We start from the raw sequence: 21,488 nt of genomic DNA, 5'->3' as shown, positions 1-21,488 counted from the left end.
CTTGTGTCCCGGTCAGCCGAGGCTGGCCGGGCGCACATATTCCGGCATCAGGCCGTTGAACCAGAACAGGATCATCGACACCAGGATGGTCACCAGCACCAATAGCCCAACCCCCCACACACAGGCGGCGAACAGCATGGCCTGCTCCTTGCGTAACCGCAGAAACGTCTGCAGCCCGCCAAACAGCAGCACGCTGGCATAAGCCGAAGCAGCCAATAGCGCGGTCAGCGCCAGCCAGCGAATCGGCAGCAACCCAACCACCCCCGCGAAAAACCACGGCGTGGCGCAGTAAGCGGCAAAGCCGATGCATTGCTGCAGGCTGGGTTGCGCATCGAAGCCGCGTGACATCCAGCGGATCATCACGCCCATGATCATGACCCCGACCACTGTGGCTGCGTACAGCAGGCCTGCCAACTGCGCCGCGCTGCCAATGCTCAGGCGCACGCGTTCTTCGGCGGCCAGGCTCCAGCCGAACGTGGTGGTGCCGACAAACAGGCAAATGGCGGGGATCAGCGCCAGGGCTAGCAGCCGAGGCAGGTATTGCTGCGGATGGTCCTCTTCGGCGCGGCGTATCTCCATCCAGGCATCGGACGGGCGGGTGAAGAGCTTGAGCAGTGGACTGTTCATGACGGTCTCCAAGAGGCATGGGCTCTTTTCTATGGAGACGCGCAGTTGCGGGCAGGTTCAGCGCATTTGATCGCCGTTGATCACCTTATTGCAGCTCAAGCAGGAGGTTCAGCCCGCCATCGCCACATTTGCCCTGGTCACGCACCACCCCGCGGTAGGTGCGGCCATCCCAGACGAACGCCACGCTGTGGGCGCGATCGACCTTGTCGGGCAGCGGCGGGCAGATGTGCAAGCGCAGGGCAGGGCGGCCCTGCAGGTTGAGGGCGGCGAGTTGGCATTGGCATTCCACGCTCTGGGCGACCGGGCCGAACAACGTATCGCGTACGTAATCCAGCTGCACAAAGGTATTGGGTGCGCGGCCGGGCATTTTCATGGGCATGGGCTCCTTGTGAAAGCTGACGCGGCTCCTCTTTAGAAACCGTTCAGGCCCGGATGTTCAAGTTTTTACCTGAGCAGCCTGCTTTGCGCAGGGTCAGGTTGATCCGCCGCTCGCCCATGCGCGGATGCACGCCGGGTTTGATGGGCAGCACGCCGTGAAAGCGCAAGCGATCCTCACCGCCCCATACCAGCACATCGCCATGGCTCAACGGCACACGCTGGGTTTTGTCCGAACGCTGCAGCCCGCCCAGCAGGAACACTGCGGGCAAGCCCAGTGAAATCGACACGATCGGTTGGCTGAAGTCCTGCTCGTTACGGTCCTGGTGCAAGCTCAAACGGGTGCCTGGCAAATAGTGGTTGACCAGGCAGGCGTCGGGCACGAAGCCGTCGAAACCGGCGACGGCCGCAGCGCGGTTTGCCAGGCCGAGCAGCACCGGCGGTAGCGCAGGCCAGGGGTGGCCACTCTGCGGGTCGGTCAGGGTGTAGCGGTAGCCGTGCTCGTCACTGACCCAGCCCAGTGCCCCGCAATTGGTCAGTGCGACAGCCATGTGCAGGCCACCGGGCGTGTGCATGTGCCGGAACGGCGCGGCGCGCAGCACCGGGCGCAAAGCGTCTAGCAAGGCCTCGAGCTCGGCCAGGGCGAAGCCGGGCAGCAGCACGGTATGGCTGGCCAGGCGTTGCGGCTGGGGGCCGAACAGGTCGAGGTCGGACTGGATCATGGAAGCAGCACCAGGCTTACGGTGTTCCATTCTACCCCGGCTCATGCGCTCCCCGTGTAGGAGCAGCCTTGTGCTGCGAAGAGGCCGGTGATAGCAGCGCAAATTTACTGTGTTTTCACCGGCCTCTTCGCAGCACAAGGCTGCTCCTACAAAGGGCGGTGAGGTAGCAGGGAAACAATAAAAAAGGAACCGCGGCACCAGGGAGAGTGAGCACCGCGGTTCAAGGGGGGAGCAGGTTATTTTTGGGTCACAGTGGCCATGTTCGCGCTGCCCAGCTGGCTGATGGTGGCGGTTTGCGCCATGCCGCTCTGGTCGACGAACGCCTTGTTGCCCTGGCCACCCTGGGTCACGTAGGCGACGTTGATGCTGTCGGCCTGCTTGATGGTGGCCTCGTTGCCACTGCCGTAGAGCTGGTTGGTGTAGCTCTGGTTGCTATAGCCGGACTGGTCCAGGTTGATGACGTTGCCGGTGCCCTCGCTGCTGCCGAAGGCATAGTTGTCGGTACCGCGCTGGTCGGCGACCAGGATGTTGTCGGTGCCGTTTTGCTCGAAGAACAGTTCGTTGTTGCTGTCGGCCTGCTTGGTCTGCATCGCGTTGTTGTTGCCGGTCTGGTTCAGCGTGGCCAGGTGGTTGTCGCCGTTCTGCGTCAGGTTGACGCCGTTGCCGTTACCGTACTGGTTGATCACGGCCGTCTGGTTGACGCCGAACTGGCCGCCCATCTTGTCGCCTTTCCAGTTGCTGGCGGTGATCTTGTTGCCGTTGCCTTGGGTGGTCACGGTCAAGTTCAGGTTTTCGCCGTTCTGGTAGGTGTAGTGCAGGTTGTTGTTACCGGTCTGCGAAATGGTGGTGGTCGAGTTGTTGCTCTCGAACTGGTCCGACCAGCTGGCGTTGGCCTTGCCTTTTTGCGTGAGGGTGGCCTTGTTGGCGTCGCCGAAGCTTTGGTCGATGTAGCCTTCGTTGAGCTGGCCGGTCTGGGTGACGTTGGCCTGGCTGCCGACTTGCGTGTCTTGCCAGACCTCCACCGAGTTGCCGGTACCGGTCTGGCTGAGGCCGATGGTGCCACCCTCGCCGTCGCGCTGGTCACCGTAAGCCCAGTTTTCCTTGCCGTCCTGGTAGATCTGGATGTTGCCGTCGTTATGCGTCAAGTGCTCGGCGGCGGCGTAGTTGTCGGCGCCTGCCTGGATGATCATGCTCTGGTTATTGCTGCCGCCGAAGGTCTGCTCGACGAAGGCTTCGTTGCGCTGGCCGGACTGCTGGGTGGTGGCCTGGCTGCCCAGCTGGCTGTCCTGCCACACGGTCGAGCGGTTTTCAGTGCCTTGCTGGGTCTGCAGCGACTGGTTGTTCTCGCCCAGCGACTGGCTGGCGAAGGCATCGTTATAGCTACCTCCGGCCTGCTGGGTGATCTGGCTGCCATTTTCGAACAACTGCTCGGCGTAGCCTGCGTTGTACGAGCCGGTGGCGCTTTGTTGGATATCGCTGGTGCTGTTGGCCTGCACCGCCAGGTGATTGTGGCCCTTGCCGGTCTGCGACTGGGTGGCCGAGGCGAACGGCGCGAGGGTCTGGGTCACTTCGGCAATGTTTTCCTTGCCGTCTTGGGTCTGGGTCGAGGTGCTGTCGGCAGCCATGACCTGGCCTGCAAGGGCGAGGACGATAGCGGCACTGAGGGGAGCGAGCTTGAACATGGTGGTGCCTCCAGGTCTATCGGTATTGGGTGATCTGAACATGCTGGCCATTGCCGGCTTGGGTCACGGAGCTGTTGAGGCCCGTGCCGGACTGCACGATGTTGGCGCTGTTGTTGTTGCCGATCTGGTCGATGGCAGCGCTGTTGCTGCTGCCGCTCTGGCGGATCGACGCGCTGTTGCCATATCCCTGCTGGCTGATGCTGGCCATCAGGTCACTACCTTCTTGCAGGATGTACGCCTCTTGCGCGCCCCCGGCCTGGACGATGCGGCCCAGCAGGGCCTGGCCGTTCTGGTCGAGGGCGGCGCGGTTGCCCGTGCCTTGCTGCTCGATCACCGCTGTCTGGCCGGCGCCGACCGGTAACAGGCGGATGATCACGGGGTCACCGAGGTCATTGCCGGCCGCAAGGTCGGCGTTGTCCATCAGGTCCTCGGCCCAGCTGGCCTGGCCCGCCAGGGCCAGGCAGAGCAACAGTGGATACAGGCATTTCATGGCGTTCTCCCGCCTTCTACTGCACGACGACGTTGACGGTGCGTGTGGTCCCTGGGCTGGTGGTGATGGTCGCCGTCGGCGCGGCGGTCGGGATCACCGTGGTGCTGTTGCTGACCGCCAGGCGCCAGCGCCCGGTGACCGGTACGGTAGTGGTGCCCAGGGTTTGCACGCCGGTGGTGGTGGTGACACGTACGGTCACAACGTTGCCGGTGGTCACCGACGAGGTGCCGCTGATGTCCCAGTTGTACCGGTTGTTGGAGCGTGCCGTGACCGTGGCTGCGGTGACCGCAAAGGTCTCGGCGGCTGGGCGTGGCGACACGTTGACCGTGACGGTGCCGGCGTTGGACAGCGCCCCCAGCGAGTCACGCACCTGGTAGGTGAAGGTGGTGGTAAAGGCCGCCGTCACCGTGGCCGGTGGGGTGTAGGTCACCGTCGTGCCATCGGTGCTGACGGTGCCTCGGCCGGCAGCGGGTTGTGTGACGGCGGCAACGGTCAACGGCAGGTTGCCTTCCGGGTCGGTGTCGTTGGCCAGCACGTTGATGGTCAGCGGCACGCCCAGGGTGGCGACCGTTTCCGGGTTGGCCGTTGGCGCCTGGTTGGGCGCAACGTTGATGGTCACCGTGGCCGGTTCCGACTTCAGGCCTTTGGCATCCACCGCCCGGTAGTTGAAGGTGGCCACCAGCGGTTGCGTGGCACCGGCGGGTGGGGTGTAGGTGACCGAGGTGGTGCCATTGAGCACGACGCCGCCAAGGCCGGTACCGGGTTGGGTCAGGTCGCTGATGGCCAGCGGTACGTTGCCGTCCGGGTCGCTGTCGTTCAGCAGCAGGTTGAGGGTCAGCGGGATGCCGACACTGGTGCTGCCGACATCGGCCTGGGCCAGCGGCGGTTGGTTGGCCGCCTCGACCGGCGCATTGCCGACCACGATCACCGGTTCCACATCGCTGCCGCCATGGGCCGACTTGACTGTGACAGTGGCCGGCGGCTGTGCCAGGTCATTCACGGTCAGGCTCTGCAACGTGCCCGATTTGGACATCCGGCCATAGCCTTGGGCGAGCATGTCGGGGATGGCCACTTCGTCGCTGGAGCGGGCCTCGATAAACAGGCGCTTGTTGGCCCAGTCGTAGCGTGCGGTGCTGACCTTGACCACGTCAGTCAGCTTGCTCGACAGTGCGGTCGGCTGGGTGCCGGCAGTGCTGTTGCTGGCAGTCACCACCACCACGGCGGGCGGCACGGCCTGGCCGAACTGCTGGCTGAAGAACAGCCCGTTGTTGTCTGTCAGCAGGTTGAACTGGCAAGGCGAAGGCGGCGCGCCGATCAGTGCCAGGCCATTGCGCATGCACAGACTAGCGTCATGCGGGGCCTTGGCGAACACCTCCACACGGGTGCCGGAGCCGTTGCGCGAGTAGGTGGCGCGCTCCAGGGTCACTGGCGTTTGCGCACGCTGGTCGAGCACCTTGCCAGACACCGTGAACAGCGACGTTTCGATGCGCCCGGGCGGGCCGTCGATACGGATGAAGTTGGTGTTGAATGGGCTGCCGACCACGGTCTCGGGCCTGTTCGGGTCACCAATGAAGGTGTCGGTGGCGCCGGTGTCTGGGTTGACCTCCAGGTACGGCCCGCCAGCGCCTCTTAGCCATGGGCCAAGCGCACCGTTGAGCGCACCGGTGAAGTTACCGGGGGCACCGATGCCGATGTCACGGGTGATGTTGATCGCGCGCCGGCCAGGGGTGGTGACGTTGACCGTCTCGACACCGTAGGGGTGGGTAATGGTGTAGACACCGGCCCGGGGTACCGAGACGCGGATGCGGATGCGGGCAAAGCTCTGCTGGTCGCCATCCACCGGGTTTTCAGCAGCAAAGGCGGCCTCAAGGCCGGCGACATAGGCGTCCAGCTCATAACCGCTGTTGCCCACTGCCGGGATGGTGGCTTCGGCCAGGAACCAGAACATCTCGGGTGGCCAGTTGTCGGGGAACACCAGGGGCAAGGCGTCGTCGTAGATGCCCGGCTCCGGCAACAAGGTACACATGTAGGACGGTGCACCCGGCGCCCCGGCAACCCGCGAACTGGTGGCGCGTGACTGGCACAGTTCAAGCGACAGATCGTTGCCGTCCTTGTACCACATCGGGTAACCGCCGGTGGCGAAGGTGTAGGGCCCGGGGTCGACATCGGACAGCGCGGCGAAGGCAGCGCTGGTGACAGTGAGGGAGAAACCGGCGGCGAACAGCGCACGGCGTGGCCAAGTGTTCATGCTGCCTCCTTGAGGGCTGAGCCTTTGTCTGTTCATGGCACCAGCACCACGTCTTCGCTGTCGCTACCGCCATTGGCGCTGGTGACTTGCACCTTGGCCGGTGGGATGGGCGAAAGGGATGTGCTCAATGTCTTCACCGCGCCGTTGCCACTGAGGTTGCCCAGCAACGTGCCGTTGCCGGTGTGGGCGGTGAGGGCGGGCGGGCTGGTTTCGTCACTGGTGCTGGCGACCAGCGTCAGTTGCCCGGTGGACAGGTGGTATTCAGCCTGAGTGATGGTCACCAGGTCGGTCAGTGGCAGGTTGGCCGTGGTCAGGCTGCTGGTCGGGATGGCCACGCTGTTGTCGGCGGTCAGTACCAGCGTGGTGGGCACATTCGGGTTGAGTACCGACTGGGCGTACCAGGCACCGGTGCCGTTGGCTTCGGTCAGGTTCAGGTTTGGTGTCTGGCTGGTCAGGGTGACGGCGGCCGGTGGCGGCGGGGCCATGACGAAGACATCTTGCTGGGCGTGCAGGTCGCCATTCTCGGTGCGCCGCGAGTAGGTGGTGCGCTGCGGCATCAGCGGCGTGGGCAGGGCAACATCGGAAAGCTTGCCCGAGATCGAGAACAGCTCGGTCCGCAGGTCGATGCCCCCCGGGCCTTCGATGCGCACGAAGTTGGTGTTGAACGGGCTACCGGTCACACGCTCATCCAAGTTCGGGTCGCCGATGAAGCGCTCGCTGCCTTCGGTGTAGGGGCCATTGACGCTGCGCAGGAACGGCCCGACATCGCCTTTGAGTGCGCCGCTGAAGTCGCCAGCGCCAGCGATGCCAATGTCGCGGGTCATGTTGATCGCCCGGCGCCCACCGGCCGGTACGTCAAAGACTTCGACGCCGTAGGGGTGGGTGACCACGTAGGTGCCTGCGGTCGGCACATCGACGCGAATACGCACCCGGGCGAAGCTGACCTGGTCGCCTTCGACGGGCTCTTCGGCGGCAAATGCTGCCTCGATGGCCGTGCCGTAGCTCAGGTCGATGCCCCGTGCAGCGTCGACGATGGCGGCGTCGGCGGTGAACCAGAAGGCTTCGTCAGGGAAGTTGGTGGGGAAGGCGATGGGTTGGGTGTCGTCGAACACGCCGGGGGTGGGTAGCAGTGTGCACATGTACGCCGGCGCGCCGGGAGCACCGGCGACCCTTGAACTCACCGCTTTGGTCAAGCACAGGTCGAGGGTGCGACCATGACTGTCCTGGTACCAGCCTGCAAAGTTGCCATTGGCAAGGTTGTAGGGGCCGGGGTCGACAGCGTTCAATGCAGCCTGTGCCGGGATCTGGAGCATGCCGGCGAAAATCGCCACTGCCAGCGGGTGGGGTATCGGTCGGAGCATGAGTCAATTCCTCCTGCAAACGGGCCCATGGACTTGGGGCGTCTGGGAGGAGATCGGCAATAGGCGTGCCAAACCGAAATAAATGACTCGCAGGCCGCACACAACGGGGGATGCGGCCGTTTCGTGGGTTTCTTTTACGGTGCTGGCCAATGGGCCCGGTACCCCCAGCATTGGGGAATTGGGTCGGTGGTTGCGACCCACTCGCTTGCCTGTGCGGCCCGCTTCTATGTCGGTGTTTTTGGTGATTTGGAAGTGCGTGGTTTGCGTGGTTTCTTCTCGGGACGCTTGCCGGGTTTTAGCTGCCAACGGTCGGCATTGGCGAGTAGGCGTTCCTGGATGTCGGGCGGGTAGTCACTCAAGGTGGTGGGTGGAGGCACTGGTTTGCCGGGCAAACCTGCCTCACGGATCACCTTTGGCCAGCGTGGTCGCCAGCACAGCAGCAGGCTGACCCAGTGCGCGGTGCCGATGATGACGAAAGCGGGCCAGACCATGAGCAGGGCGAGTTTGAACAGCCAGCTGCTTTTGCGGAAGAAGCGGCCGAGGCCTTCGAATTGGGCGCTGAACGCCTGAATGGGCGAAGGCAGTTGGGTGCTTAGACGGGGGCGGGGGACGGCGTGAGGGCCTTCTTCCATGTAGCGGCGGATGAACTCCCATTCGTCACGGAGTTCGCTGCCGCCTTGGCCTTGCTTGCCAACGAAGGCCATTTCCATGTGGGGGAGGCCGGTATGGCTGGGGTGCCATATCAGGCCTAGTCTCACGCCTACGCTGAGCGAGTCGTCCTCTGGATACAAGCCTGTGCTTCCGGTTGTTCTCCAGGGGAAAGTTACGATGCCGCCGCAATAACTTGGTCGATGAAGGTGGACCTGTTGGGTTTTTCGATTGAAGCGAATGAGTAAGTGACGGCTGGTCAGCATCTCCAAACGTGTGATTTTCATCCCATATTCTGAATATAGATATAGTGTGGTGCCAGCGACTAGTATCATGATAAGAGTGAGCGTCACAGATATAAATGAGCGTGAGGTTTGATCCGTTATATCAACCCAAAGGAAACTTAGTGCGGTGATTGTCGTGACGCCTATGATTGGCATAACTCCGACGAGCATCGCAAGCGTAAGTAGTCCACGTTTTTCTTCTGAACCACCGCAGCGCATCTCTATAAAATCATCGTTGAAGGCGAAAATGGGGCCGCGCGTATTAGGTTTTTCGCTGACAGGCCGGAAATGAATATCTTCTTCCAGATCCCCCTCGTATAAGTCTTTAGCTGATCGCTTCTCTGAAGGTGTCATCTGTGCTTCGGAGGCTTTTCGTGCGGCTTCTGACTCGGTTGCCATCTGCCAAAATCCCCATTCGATCAAATACAATTTGAGACCTCGCTGAAAGCCGAATACGGAGCGCCTAACTCCTCCTGTCGCTCAGATGCAGTTGGCTGTTGCTCGGAGCCGTAGCTGGAAGTGATACACCTGCGCAGGTCGAGCGTGTCGATCATGGATGACATCAATCGAACGCCTTCGACTTTTTAGGCGTACGCGGTTTGCGTGGTTTCTTCTCAGGACGCTTGCCGGGCTTGAGCTGCCAACGGTCGGCATTGGCAAGCAAGCGCTCCTGTATGTCGGGCGGGTAGTCACTCAATGTGGTGGGTGATGGCACTGGTTTACCTGGCAAGCCGGCCTCGCGAATCACCTTTGGCCAGCGTGGTCGCCAGCACAGCAGCAGGCTGAACCAGTGCGCGGTGCCGACAATGACGAAAGCGGGCCAGACCATGAGCAGGGCGAGTTTGAACAGCCAGCTGCTTGTGCGGAAAAAACGGCCGAGGCCTTCGAATTGGGCGCTGAATGCCTGGATGGGCGAAGGTAACTGGGTGCTTAGACGGGGGCGGGGGACGGCGTGTGGGCCTTCTTCCATGTAGCGGCGGATGAATTCCCATTCGTCACGGAGCTCGCTGCCGCCTTGGCCTTGCTTGCCGACGAAGGCCATTTCCATGTGGGGGAGGCCGGTATGGCTGGGGTGCCAGATCAGGCCCAGTCTCACGCCCACGCTGAGTGAGTCGTCCTCTGGATACAGGCCTGTACTTCCGGTTGTTCTCCAGGGGAAAGTTACGATGCCGCCGCAATAACTTGGTCGATGGAGGTGGACCTGTTGGGTTTTTCGATTGAAGCGAATGAGTAAGTGACGGCTGGTCAGCATCTCCAGACGTGTGATTTTCATCCCATATTTTGAATATAGATATAGTGTGGTGCCAGCGACTAGCATCATGATGAGGGTGAGTGCCAAAGTTATAAATGAGCGTGAGGCTGGAATCGTTATATCAATCCAGAGGAAACTTAATGCGATGAATGTCGTGACGCCTATGGCTGGCATAACTCCGACGAGCACCGCAAGCGTAAGGAGTCCACGTTTTTCTTCTGAGCCACCGCAGCGCATCTCCATGAAATCATCGTTGAAGGCGAACACGGGGCCGCGCGTATGAGGGTTTTCGCTGACAGACCGAAAATGAATATCTTCTTCTAGGTCCCCTTCGTAAAAGTCTTTAGCTGATCGCTTCTCTGAAGCTGTCATCTGTGCTTCGGAGGCTTTTCGTGCGGCTTCTGACTCGGTTGCCATCTGCCAAAATCCCCATTCGATCAAATACAATTTGAGACCTCGCTGAAAGCCGAATACGGAGCGCCTAACTCCTCCTGTCGCTCAGATGCAGTTGGCTGTTGCTCGGAGCCGTAGCTGGAAGTGATACACCTGCGCAGGTCGAGCGTGTCGATCATGGATGACATCAATCGAACTCCTTCGACTTTTTAGGCGTACGCGGTTTGCGTGGTTTCTTCTCAGGACGCTTGCCAGGCTTGAGTTGCCAACGGTCGGCATTGGCGAGTAGGCGTTCCTGGATGTCGGGCGGGTAGTCACTCAAGGTGGTGGGTGATGGCACTGGTTTACCTAGCAAACCGGCCTCGCGGATCACCTTCGGCCAGCGCGGTCGCCAGCACAGCAGCAGGCTGACCCAGTGCGCGGTGCCGACGATGACGAAAGCGGGCCAGACCATGAGCAGGGCGAGTTTGAACAGCCAGCTGCTTTTGTGGAAGAAGCGACCGAGGCCTTCGAATTGGGCGCTGAATGCCTGAGTGAGCGAGGGTAACTGGGTACTCAGACGGGGGCGGGGGACAGCATGTGGTCCTTCTTCCATGTAGCGGCGGATGAACTCCCATTCGTCACGGAGCTCGCTGCCGCCTTGGCCTTGCTTGCCGAGTAGGGCCATTTCCATGTGGGGCAGGCCGGTATGGCTCGGGTGCCAGACCAAGCCGAGTCTCATGCCGAGACTGAGTGAGTCATCCTCAGGAGATACAGCGGTGCTTCCGGTGGTTTTCCATGGAAACGTCACGATACCCCCGCAGTATGCAGGTCGATGAAGATGAACCTGTTGAGTTTTTCGATTGAAGCGGATAAGCAGGTGTCGACTGGTGAGTATTTCTAGACGTGTAAAGCGGAATCCATATTTAGCATAAACATAGTAAAACCCACAGCCTATGGACAGCATGTATGTGCTGAATAAAATAGAGAACACTGAAAGGAACTCAGCTTGGGTGGCGTTGATGTAAATGGAGCCAAAGGTTATATGCAGCCATGCGTAGGTCATTGGGCCTAGGCCTCCGAGAGTCATCATTGTGATTACTCCACGTTTCTCTTCCGAGCCGCCACAGCGCATATCCATGTAGGTGTCATTAAACGCAAATACGGGGCCGCGCGAATGCGGAGTAGTGCTCACCGATTTGAAATGAACACCCTCCCGTAAGTCACTCTCGTACAGATCCCAAGCTAGATACTTATGGGTTGGTACTGTCTCAGCATCAGCTGCCGTGCGCGCAGCTTTTGACTCAGTGCATGCCTTCCAGAATCCCCATTCGATCAAATACAATTTGAGACCTCGCTGAAAGCCGAATATGGAGCGCCTAACTCCTCCTGTCGCTCAGATGCAGTTGGCTGTTGCTCGGAGCCGTAGCTGGAAGTGATACACCTGCGCAGGTCGATCATGGATGACATCAATCGAACTCCTTCGACTTTTTGGGCGTACGCGGTTTGCGTGGTTTCTTCTCGGGGCGCTTGCCGGGCTTGAGCTGCCAACGGTCGGCATTGGCAAGCAAGCGCTCCTGTATGTCGGGCGGGTAGTCACTCAATGTGGTGGGTGATGGCACTGGTTTACCTGGCAAGCCAGCCTCGCGAATCACCCTTGGCCAGCGTGGTCGCCAGCACAGCAGCAGGCTGAACCAGTGCGTGGTGCCGACAATGACGAAAGCGGGCCAGACCATGAGCAGGGCGAGTTTGAACAGCCAGCTGCTTTTGCGGAAAAAACGGCCGAGGCCTTCGAATTGGGCGCTGAATGCCTGGATGGGCGAAGGTAACTGGGTGCTTAGACGGGGGCGGGGGACGGCGTGAGGGCCTTCTTCCATGTAGCGGCGGATGAACTCCCATTCGTCACGGAGCTCGCTGCCGCCTTGGCCTTGCTTGCCGAGTAGGGCCATTTCCATATGGGGCAGGCCGGTACGGCTGGGGTGCCAGACCAGGCCTAGTCTCGTGCCTAAGCTGAGTGAGTCGTCCTCTGGATACAGGCCTGTGCTTCCGGTTGTTCTCCAGGGGAAGGTTACGATGCCGCCGCAATAGTTTGGCCGATGAAGATGGACTTGTTGAGTCTTTCGATTGAAGCGAATAAGCAGATGGCGGCTGGTCAGCATTTCTAATCGACTAAGTTTTATGCCGTATTTCGAGTAAAAGTATAGTGCGGCTCCTGAAGCCCAGGCCAAGGTTATCGTGAGCACTACTGCTAAAAAAGAGCTTGAAGCACGGCTTGTGATGTCGAGCCAGATGGAGCCAACTGCTATATAGATTCCTAAGGCAATGCCTGGGAGAATCCCGCCTAATGTGATAAGTGTAATTAGCCCCCGCTTTTCTTCAGAGCCGCCGCAACGCATGTCCATAAATATTTCATTAAAGGCAAAAACAGGGCCCCGCGTGTTAGGCTTTTCGCTGACCTGCCGGAAATGTATGTCCTTCTCCACGTCGCCCTCATAAAAATCCTGATTGGCGCGTTTCTCTCTTGGCGTAATCTCTGCCTCGTACGCCTTACGTGCGGCCTCTGACTCTGTTGCCATTTGCCAGAAGCCCCATTCGATCAAATACATTATAAAACCTCGCTGAAAGCTGAATGTAGAGCGCCCAACTCCTCCTGCTCTTCATATGCTCTGGAGTATCTGCCCATTCGAAAGCAGCTGCGTTTGCACCATTTTTCTAAAGCATCGTCTTCAAAAAGATAAATAATTAGCGTGAGGACGATGCCTGCCCAAAAGAATCCCAGTATTAAGCGCGAAAGAATGAGGCGACTGGCTTGTGTTCCTAGTTTTTTTGAAAGAACTCCCATGGACTTTGCTAACATTCTCACAAATTTGGTTTTGGCGCTGTGGGATAGATAGTCAAAAAAAGGCTTGGCGATTGCAATAGCTGTTCCTATTTCCGTCAATGAGAGTGCTATAGTCGCTAGAGCTCGCATTGCATATGCGGGCGCCAAAATGTCGGAGTTATTTTTATTGTCTCGGTTAGCGCCATCCTGACGATATTTAAAATGCTCAGCCGCATCGGCGAAGTCCCACCACGCCAGTACTAGGCCTCCCATACCCGCCAAACTACCCCCCCAAAGTTTCAACCTTCCCAAGGTCGCCGCCGCCCCTCTCCCGGTCACGCTATTCGCGCCATACCGCGTCACAACTTGGTCCACATAACTGGCGCCAATCTCGAAGCCCGCCGCAGCCGTAGTCATGGCCGCTGCAAAGAGTTCGGTTTTCACCCGTGCATCACTGTCTGGCAGTTCGCGCGCCTTGAAGGCCATCAGCATGCCTTCGAGCAAACACACCAGGCCTGCAGCACGCACCTTGTAGAAGTCGCTGTTTTTGGCCTGCATCAGGCCTTCAGCCCAGGCCTGGTCCAGATAGCGTGCAACCCGGGCACCACTGCGCTGTGGGTTAAAGGGATGCCCACTGCGAGTCACTTCGCCCAGGCGTATGTCGACGGCCGTTTCATGTACCGAGGCGAACAATGTCAGGCGCAGGCCATGGTGCAGCGCGCGGTCCACACTGCTGGGTGCCCCGGTACGCAGCACTTGGCGCCCCAGCGCGACGTACCAGGCATACAAGCCGATGCTGGCGGTGCTGTTTCTGCTTTGTAGCTCCTCGTACAGCGTGTTGATGCGCCCGAAGGCATTCGCCGCGATGTGCGCCTGCCGGGCGAGCGACTCACGCAATGTGAAGGATGTCTCTGAGGCCGGCTCGGCCTTGGCCGCTTCCAGAAGCGCGGCAAGCGCTTCGCGGATGTCATCCTGGTTGTAGCTGATGCCGCGCATTGCCAGATTGCTCCGATGCGCCACATCGCTGCGCCACCAGTGGTCCAGTACCGTCGCGCCCCACTCGCTGAGCTCCATGCCGATTACGCACTGGCCTGTTTGCTCGGCAAAGGCCAAGCCATTGATCAGGTCGGCATTGTCGTAACGGTCCAGGGCCTGCAGCAGGCGTTCGCTGAGGAGCCATCGGGTATGGTCTTTGGCGCGGTCTTCTGCAGCCTGCTGGGCTTGTTGCATCGCTTGCTCGAAGCCTGCGAGCTGATCGTGCATGGCTTGGCGGTCGACCAGATGGCCGTATTTCTGGTCGAACTTCTTGCTGAATTCGCCAGCATCCTGGCGGGCCTGAACCTTGGCCCGGACTTCGCGTTCGTACTGCGCCAGATGAGGTTTCATCCGGGCGTCATGTGCATCGGCCTGCTGGCGAGCGTGGTTGGTGAACCCATAGAAGTCCACAGGCGTCACCGGCTGCTTGCGCACGGCCTCGGCCATGACCTCGCGCTTGACGATGCGCTCGGCCATCATCTGCGGGTAGAGCTTCTCGATTTCCAGAAACGACTGAGCAACAAGCAGTTTGCGCTCATTGTCCACGCCGGGTTCCACAACGCGCTGTAGCCAGTGGGTCTTCACCTCGTCGACGGCTGCATTGCGCCAGGCATTGAGCTCTTGGGTAATGCCGAGGGCATCCTCGATCACGATAGCGGCGCCGCGCGGCTTGGTTTGATTCATGGGCGGTGCCAGGGCTTGCCGTGAAGCGTGCGGGGATACGATCTGAGCGTTGTTGAACGGCTGCAGGTCGAGCAGGGCCTGCAGGTCTGCGTCGTCCTGGGCCTTGAAGTCGGCTACCCAGTTCAGTTGGTCGTGCTTGAGCACATGGGGCTGTGGCGGCGCGTCAGAGGGTTGAATGAACCCTGCGATATCGATCGCGGGCAGGCTGCTGCGGTACTCATCTTCGAGCAGGCGGTAGTTGTCGAGCATGCGTGGCGTGAGCGGGGAGGGGCTGAACAACGGGCGCAGCTCCTGGATGTCGTCCAGGTCGTAGAGCGTGATGGTCCAGCCGAAGGCGCGGATGATGTCCTCCAGGTTGCCTGCGCTAGGGGCAGGCTCCCATGGGGCGTCGGCGCTGATGTACAACAGTGAGCCATTCGGCGCCACGCGGTACTGGCTGTGCCATTCGTGCGCCGGTGCGCTGTGGCGTTTGATCAGCAGGTAAAGAAAGCCTTCGCGCAGCGGACGGATGGCGTAGCTGGAGTGGGTCAGCGCAGCCACCTCCTGAAAGGGGCTGAGGTAGCCCGGCAACTTGGGCAAGCGGGCGCGTTGTGCCGGGTTGCCGCCAACGGCGGCATAGCGCAAGGGCAGCAGTTCGAAGCGGCGGGTGCAGTCGGCGACGGGGCTGTTGCGTAGCGCGGGGCGGTAGCCGGTTGTGATACGTCTGCACAGGTCGAGCGTGTCGGTGAGCGAATCCATGGGCGTGTGTTTTAGTCCTTTGTGCGCAGGCGTCGCTGCACGTTGTCGATAAGGGCGGTGTGCTGTTCGCGGGTGGCGATGATTGCCTCCTGCCAGGCCGGTGAGGTGTTGAGCTGATCACCGTCGCGAGCCATCATCAGTACATAGGTGATGAGATCCTCCTCACGGGCCAGGCCTTGCTCGCGTGCCTGGTCGAGGTAATGCTGGATCAGGCCGACGCGCGTGCCGTGGCAGGCACCCGCCAAGGTTGGGCAGTGCTGAACGTCCTTCAGTACCTCGGCAAGTTGGTAGCTCAGCGGGTCGCCGGCCAATGCTGCCCAGCAATCTTCGTCCAGTGTGATCGGCGTGACGTGCGCAGCGTGAGGTTGGTCGCCGCCCGCTATTTGCAACCACAGCGTTTTGTGTGGATGTGCTACAGGTGCCCACCAGTGATAGATGGGCGCCAACCATTCGCTCACCCCAGGCAAGTGACGGTGGCTATCGAGCGCTTGCAGTGCAGCAGCGGTGTGGTAACGCAGAAGGTACGAATGGCCATCTGCGCCTGTGACGATGTTGGCCTGGCTCAAATGCAGCGCGAGTTCGGCAGGTGGCAATGCGCTGATTATCCAGCCACATACCGCGCCCTCTGCACCTTGTTCGAGCTGCCATTTAAAGTCGTACTGGGCTGAAACATCGGAGCCGGGACGCGAGCCGAACAGCCAGGGGCCCACTGCCCGCAAATTGCTGAATTGGGCTTGCTGTAACAGTGGCCAGCAGCGCTGCGAGTAATACTCGAGCAGGTTGTCCCGAGCCTTCGGTGAAAGATCGGCCATTTCCACAACCGCGCTCAGGCGGTACCGGTCGGATACTCGCAGGGCCTTGACCAGTGCTCTGACGAATGGGCTGGGCATCAGTGTGCTCCCGCCATACGGATCATGGTGTGGCCGTTTGTGATCGCTTTCCGCAAACAACTGAGGCAAACGGGCTCGCCGGGTTCAGGAATGCCAGCGGTCGAGGTTGTGCGTTGGCTGCCCTTTGCCTGCTGGTGGATCGGCCCTTTGAAGGCCACTGCCACACCGTCCAGCGTGACACCGGCCCCATCGATTCGCAGCAGCCCGCCTGGGCTCCGGATCGTGAGGCTCTCGCTGACCTGTATGTCATAAACCTTGGTGGTGTGCCGGATGGCTTCGCCGGTCTGCAATAGGTGATGACCGCCCACCACCTGTTCGAGGTGGCCACCAATTTCTACCGTGTGGTTGGCTTTGGTAATGTCCTGGCGCTGGTTGCCAACCGTCTCGATGCGGTCCTGGCCGGTGACGATCGTGTGCGTCCGGCCAATCTTCAAGCTGTTGTCATTGCCGATGTCGTGAATCCGATTTTGGCCGATGCTGACGGACTCGTCCCGGCCGACGTCTTCCCGGCGGTCCTGGCCAATCGAAACCGTTTCGTCACGTTCGACCCGTTCGGCGCGATCGTTGCCGACCTGCGTCGTTTCGTTATGCTTTACAACGTTGTTCTGGTCCCTTTCTGCATGGATGAACACCTCCTGGCGACCCAGTTCGTCCTCGAAACGCAGTTCGTTGAAGCCATCGCCCTTGTGGGTCTGGCTCTTGATGGTCATGCGCGTCTTGTGCTCGGGCAGGTCGTACGGGGGCAGCTGATTGCCGCAGTAGGTGCGGCCGGTGATCATCGGCTGGTCCGGGTCGGCGTTGACGTACTGGATGATCACGTCCTGGCCAATACGCGGGATGGCCATCGAGCCCCAGCTGCCACCGGCCCAGCCTTGCGACACCCGCACCCAGCAGGAGCTGTATTCATTGTTTTCGCTCTCCCTGTCCCAAGGGAAGCTGACCTTGACCCGGCCCCATTGGTCGCAATAAATCTCCTCGCCAATTGGGCCGACGACGGTGGCCATGTGCGGGCCGTCGATGCGTGGCTTGGCCAACGGCGCCGGGCGCCACTCGGTTTTGCCTGGCACCAGCACGGCGTCTTGCGTGTAGCGCGTGCCTTGCCTGGCGCTGGCGGCTTCTTCCTGCAGGCTGGTGAACTGGGTACCTTCGTGGTGCACGTTGACCACACGCCAGTGATCGTTCAAGTCTGGCCGCGGGTGCCCGATCAGGGTGAAGCTCAGCCCCGGTTGCAGGCGCATGTCATCGCCTTGCACTTCGGCAATGCGGGCATCATGGCGCAGCGCGGTGATCCGGGTGGCGGTGAAGGGCACGCCGACCGCATCACGCTTGTAGCGGCCGGGGTAGTCGAAGCGCTCGTACGCGGTGGATTGGTGCGTCAGGCCACTCGCGTCTGCGCGGTGTTCCTGGCGGTATTCGGGCTTGGTGAACGTATAGTCGCGTTGCACCTGTCGTGCAGTGCGCACCTGCTCGCTATAGCGTAGGCGGCGTAGACAAGGCTTTGCCTGAGCGCCGCCGCTATTGGCGTGGTACAGCACTAAGTTGGGGTCGATGTCATCGTCATCACCGGTCTTGTTGCCACCCTGGCTGATCTGACCCAGCGAAAGCAACCGATCAGTAATGACCAGCATGTGGTGTTTGGGTGTGTGCTCGAAGCGGTAGATAAAGCCTTCTTCGGCTGCCAGGCGGGCGATGAAGTCCAGGTCGGTTTCACCGGCCTGCACGCAGAACTCCCGTACCGCATGGTCACCGCAGCTGTGCAGCTCAAAATGAAGGATGCCTTGGCGCTTGAGCATGAGCTCAAGAATCTGCGGGGCGGTTTTGTTCTGGAAGATGCGCCAGTTCGAGCGCAGCCCGGCACGCGCCACCGTGGGTTCGACCAAGGCGCGGTAACGCGTACGGTGAATGCTTGTCTCACCTTGGCTGAAGGTGCTGACCAGGCCGTGTACGTAGCGCAGTGGCTGGTCTCCCCGCCAGAGGGTGAACAGCACCGGTTTGTCGAGCAGCTGGCCAAAATCGACATCGTCTTGGTAACTGACCAGCTCCAGGTTTAACTGGAAGGGTGTGCTGATCGCTTCGTCGAGCTCGAACGAAACCACTTCAAACTCAACCTGGCCAACCAGCGGCTGGAAGGTGAAGCGCAAATCGGATTGGCTAGGCATACGGATTCCCCCAAAAGTGCCTGAGTACGGTCATGACGAGCACTTGCCCGCTACTGCTGCAAGATGACGTTGAGCGACTCGAGAACTTCGGCGGGGATGACGGAGAGTACCTGCGGGCTCCAGGGTGTTGCCGACAGCTTGCGCAGTGGGGGGGCTTTCACGTGGTGGACGGCTATGCGACGGCTGCTCCCCACGCGCGTCTTCAAGCAGGATTGGCTGGTTGGTGGGCACTGTTTTACCAATGCCATCGGGCTCACTGAACATTCCTGGTCCTCGTGTTTGGGCAGGCAGCGTATGCACTGGGCATGGGCCGACCGTGTGGCCAGACGCAAGCATTTAGCTGAAGCCTGAACACTAACGAGGAATCAATTCATGGGTGAGTACTGAGCGTCCTATAAACGTGTAGGAAAGTTCGATTTCTATTCTGTTAAGAAACAATTGGTTGCAGGTAAACAAGGGCGAAGGGTGTGTTCAAGCATCTCGATTCGGCTCTTGCTCGGCGCAAAGCTGGGCTTGCAAGGGTAGTGAGCTGATCGAATGAACTGGGGAACAATGCCTTGCAGGGTTGTGATTTGGCGCCTGCAGGGCCAGGCGCCCATAGAACAGCAAGGCAGTGGCCCAGGTGGTGAACCAGACGAACAGCCCTGCCCAGAAGGTGTGGGACATGTAGTGCCAGCCTTGCAGCACGCGGGTGGTGCCGTAGACGAACCCCAGCAACAGGATCGCCACCAGCAGCTTGCGCGCATGCATCCAGCGGTGGCGTAGCGCCACGAAGTACAGGGCCAGCAAGGTGAATCCACTGGACGCATGACCGCCTGGCCAGCATCGGCCATCGCCGGCCTTGTCCAGCCAGGAGAAGTGCTCGAACCACTCGACCCGCGCCTGCTGGCCGCCGTACAGCGTCGTTTCCACCGGGCAGTACACGCTGGTATGGCTTTTCAGGTAGTGGATGACCGTGGTGCACAGCGCGAACGCGACCACCACGAACAACAAGTCGCGGCGGTGGTGGGTCGTGAAGCGCAATACGGGTGCGATTCGGGCGGTTTCCAGCCACCGCGTAAGGCCCCATTGCGGGTGATTGGCCAGGCGCGGCCAGGCGAACGACAGCAGCGAGCCGATCACGGCCAGTTCACCGGTCCAGTTCGGTAATACCCGCGGCCACTTGTGGGTGACCTTTTCGAACCATTGATTGTGCAACAGCGGAAACTGGCCGGTGGCCGGGTCGATCAGCAGGTTGCTGATCCAGCGGTCGAGTTCGGTCAGGTCGAAGGCGACGAAGATGATGCCCGCCAGCAGCAGCGGTAGCAGCAGGTTGTTGCGGTAGAAGGCGGCGCGTGAAGGTACAGGCATGGTCAGATTTCCCGGGCATCAGCGAGTTTGCGCCACTGGCTGGCATCCATCTGGCCCAGCACGCGGGCCTTGCCATCTTCGCCCTGGGTGATGAACAGCGCGCTGGCGTAGCGGTTGGAATCCGCGTCAGTGTCGACGTTGAGCTGGCGCTCCACCTGCTCCAGGCAGCCGCTGTGGCTGACCAGCACCAGGTTGCGGCCGGGTTGCTTATGGGCGAAGGCATTGCTGGCGAAGGTGTGGTCACACTGGTTGAGCCAGTCCTGGGTGGTGATGGCCTTGCCGAACATGAACTGCGCGGTCTGCCGAGTGCGCACTTCCGGGCTGGCCCACACATCGGCGCTGAGCAGGCCAAGGCGTTGCAGGCCTTGGCCGACGTCGGCGGCTACCCGGCTGCCCGCCAAGGTAATACCGGTGGGGTCGTCCAGGCAGGCACCGCGTGAGCGGTCGCAGCGTTCGGCGTGACGAATTACCACAATGACTGAGCCCTTGGACCAGGCGCTGTGCAAGCCGCTGCTGTGCAGCGTATGCGGGTTGCCAAGGTCTGCAAGGGCGGGGCGTGCGGTTGCCCAGGCAGCGAGAGCCACCAGCGCGAGCGATACGCACATCGCCACCAGCAGCGCTTTGGCGCGGGGCAATCGGTAGGGCCGGGCGAGTTTAAGGGCCGGCGGGGTGTCGATGACGCCATGCAGCATGCTGTCACTCCAGTGAGCACGGGCAACGGAAGCGAACCTGAGGCTCGGATCCTTTGAGAGTGCGCGCACTTTAGGCAGGCGGATGTCAGCAGTAAGTGAGGCAGATGTGAAAATTGTCTTGCCGGGTATGCCCATGCCGGCAGCTTATCGCTTACGGAACATCAATAAAGTCAAGAATGAAACCGGTTTCAAAACATTTCTGAACGCGCTAGATTATTCGGCTGTCTTCTACACGCGCCCGCTTGCGCGAGTACCCCATTGAAAAATCAGATGGCGCAAACCAAGGCCGCCCCTAACGCTGATGAGGATTTGAAATGCCTGAGCATGCCCCAGACAATCCGCGCCGGGAATTCCTGCGCAAGACCTTGACCTTGATACCGGTCGCCACCGTGGCCAGCACCGGGCTGGGCCTGGGTGCCAGCCAACTGCTGGCCGCGCCGGTGCGTGAGCCTAAGGTGCCTGTCGCTGCGCCTGCGGGCGATTATCAGCCAACCTTTTTCACCGCCGAAGAATGGGCCTTCGTGCAAGCGGCCGTGGCCCGCATCATCCCTGCGGACGAACTGGGCCCAGGTGCGCTCGAAGCGGGTGCCGCCGAGTTCATCGACCGCCAGATGAATACCCCCTATGCCACTGGCGCCCAGTGGTACATGCAGGGGCCGTTCAACGCCGACGCCCCACCAGAATTGGGTTACCAACTGCAACTCAGCCCGCAACAAATCTACCGGCTAGGCATCGCCGCCGTGGACGGCTGGTGCAAAGCCAACTCGGGCCAAGTGTTTGCTGTGCAAGATAGCGCTACCCGAGACCGCATTCTCGCCAAGGTCGAAGCCGGTGAGCTGGTGTTCGACGCGCTGCCGGCCAAGCTGTTTTTCAGCTTGCTGGTACAGAACACTCGCGAGGGGTTCTTCTGCGACCCGATTCACGGTGGCAACAAAGGCATGGTGGGCTGGACCCAGATCGGCTTCCCCGGTGCACGGGCAGACTTCATGGACTGGGTCGAGCGCAACGAGCCTTACCCGTTCCCGGCAGTGTCGATCCGTGGCGAGAGGGCCTGAAGC

General features: G+C 60.7%; 17 protein-coding genes. 1 reads left to right on the top strand and 16 read right to left on the bottom strand.

From position 1 onward, the window contains the following. Positions 1-12: 12 nt before the first annotated feature. The 16 genes from AB7M33_RS24050 to pmrG all read right to left on the bottom strand — a co-directional run bounded on the left by AB7M33_RS24050 (position 13) and on the right by pmrG (position 20,430). Positions 13-627: a Yip1 family protein gene (locus tag AB7M33_RS24050; protein ID WP_027593366.1), complete on the bottom strand. Its 615-nt coding sequence runs from the start codon at positions 625-627 to the stop codon at positions 13-15. 85 nt (positions 628-712) lie between these two features. Continuing rightward, complete coding sequence (locus AB7M33_RS24045) at positions 713-1,000, bottom strand: hypothetical protein (protein WP_027593365.1); 288 nt, start codon at positions 998-1,000, stop codon at positions 713-715. A 49-nt stretch (positions 1,001-1,049) separates the two neighbouring features. Further along, positions 1,050-1,724: a DNA oxidative demethylase AlkB gene (alkB, locus tag AB7M33_RS24040; RefSeq protein ID WP_454243820.1), complete on the bottom strand. Its 675-nt coding sequence runs from the start codon at positions 1,722-1,724 to the stop codon at positions 1,050-1,052. Between the two features lie 236 nt (positions 1,725-1,960). Then, positions 1,961-3,406 carry a curlin gene (locus AB7M33_RS24035; protein WP_238213878.1) on the bottom strand — a complete coding sequence of 482 codons (1,446 nt, stop codon included), beginning with the start codon at positions 3,404-3,406 and terminating at the stop codon, positions 1,961-1,963. A 16-nt stretch (positions 3,407-3,422) separates the two neighbouring features. Next, positions 3,423-3,896 (bottom strand): curlin, encoded by a 474-nt coding sequence (locus tag AB7M33_RS24030; protein WP_454243819.1) that lies wholly within the window; start codon positions 3,894-3,896, stop codon positions 3,423-3,425. Positions 3,897-3,912: 16 nt separating this feature from the next. Continuing rightward, on the bottom strand, positions 3,913-6,144 hold the full coding sequence (locus tag AB7M33_RS24025) for an Ig-like domain-containing protein (protein WP_454243818.1): 2,232 nt from the start codon (positions 6,142-6,144) through the stop codon (positions 3,913-3,915). A 32-nt stretch (positions 6,145-6,176) separates the two neighbouring features. Beyond that, a complete protein-coding gene (locus AB7M33_RS24020; protein WP_027593360.1) occupies positions 6,177-7,505 on the bottom strand; it encodes a hypothetical protein in 1,329 nt (442 codons plus the stop codon). A gap of 224 nt (positions 7,506-7,729) precedes the next feature. Continuing rightward, positions 7,730-8,866: a DUF6708 domain-containing protein gene (locus AB7M33_RS24015; RefSeq protein WP_454243817.1), complete on the bottom strand. Its 1,137-nt coding sequence runs from the start codon at positions 8,864-8,866 to the stop codon at positions 7,730-7,732. 133 nt (positions 8,867-8,999) lie between these two features. Next, complete coding sequence (locus tag AB7M33_RS24010) at positions 9,000-10,136, bottom strand: DUF6708 domain-containing protein (protein WP_454243816.1); 1,137 nt, start codon at positions 10,134-10,136, stop codon at positions 9,000-9,002. A 133-nt stretch (positions 10,137-10,269) separates the two neighbouring features. Next, on the bottom strand, positions 10,270-11,406 hold the full coding sequence (locus AB7M33_RS24005) for a DUF6708 domain-containing protein (protein WP_454243815.1): 1,137 nt from the start codon (positions 11,404-11,406) through the stop codon (positions 10,270-10,272). A 124-nt stretch (positions 11,407-11,530) separates the two neighbouring features. Next, entirely contained in the window at positions 11,531-12,667 is a 1,137-nt protein-coding gene (locus AB7M33_RS24000) for a DUF6708 domain-containing protein (protein WP_454243814.1), read from the bottom strand. Further along, positions 12,667-15,339, bottom strand: coding sequence for a T6SS effector BTH_I2691 family protein (locus AB7M33_RS23995; protein WP_454243813.1), 2,673 nt, complete (start codon positions 15,337-15,339; stop codon positions 12,667-12,669). The genes AB7M33_RS24000 and AB7M33_RS23995 overlap by 1 nt, the downstream gene beginning before the upstream one ends. Positions 15,340-15,350: 11 nt before the next feature. Further along, a complete protein-coding gene (locus AB7M33_RS23990) occupies positions 15,351-16,229 on the bottom strand; it encodes a DUF4123 domain-containing protein (RefSeq protein ID WP_454243812.1) in 879 nt (292 codons plus the stop codon). Further along, on the bottom strand, positions 16,229-18,388 hold the full coding sequence (locus tag AB7M33_RS23985) for a type VI secretion system Vgr family protein (protein WP_454243811.1): 2,160 nt from the start codon (positions 18,386-18,388) through the stop codon (positions 16,229-16,231). The genes AB7M33_RS23990 and AB7M33_RS23985 overlap by 1 nt, the downstream gene beginning before the upstream one ends. 471 nt (positions 18,389-18,859) lie before the next feature. After that, positions 18,860-19,738, bottom strand: a complete 879-nt coding sequence (locus AB7M33_RS23980; RefSeq protein WP_454243810.1) for a phosphatase PAP2 family protein — start codon at positions 19,736-19,738, stop codon at positions 18,860-18,862. A gap of 2 nt (positions 19,739-19,740) precedes the next feature. Beyond that, a complete protein-coding gene (pmrG, locus tag AB7M33_RS23975; protein WP_454243809.1) occupies positions 19,741-20,430 on the bottom strand; it encodes a lipopolysaccharide core heptose(II)-phosphate phosphatase PmrG in 690 nt (229 codons plus the stop codon). A gap of 314 nt (positions 20,431-20,744) precedes the next feature. Here pmrG and AB7M33_RS23970 point away from each other — a divergent pair, with 314 nt between their 5' ends. Further along, entirely contained in the window at positions 20,745-21,485 is a 741-nt protein-coding gene (locus AB7M33_RS23970; protein WP_454243808.1) for a gluconate 2-dehydrogenase subunit 3 family protein, read from the top strand. The last annotated feature ends 3 nt before the right edge of the window (positions 21,486-21,488 follow it).

Source organism: Pseudomonas sp. Y3 TE3536 (genome assembly GCF_053629175.1).
The sequence above is the reverse complement of the archived record's forward strand: the minus strand, read 5'-3'. Positions and strand labels throughout refer to the sequence as shown.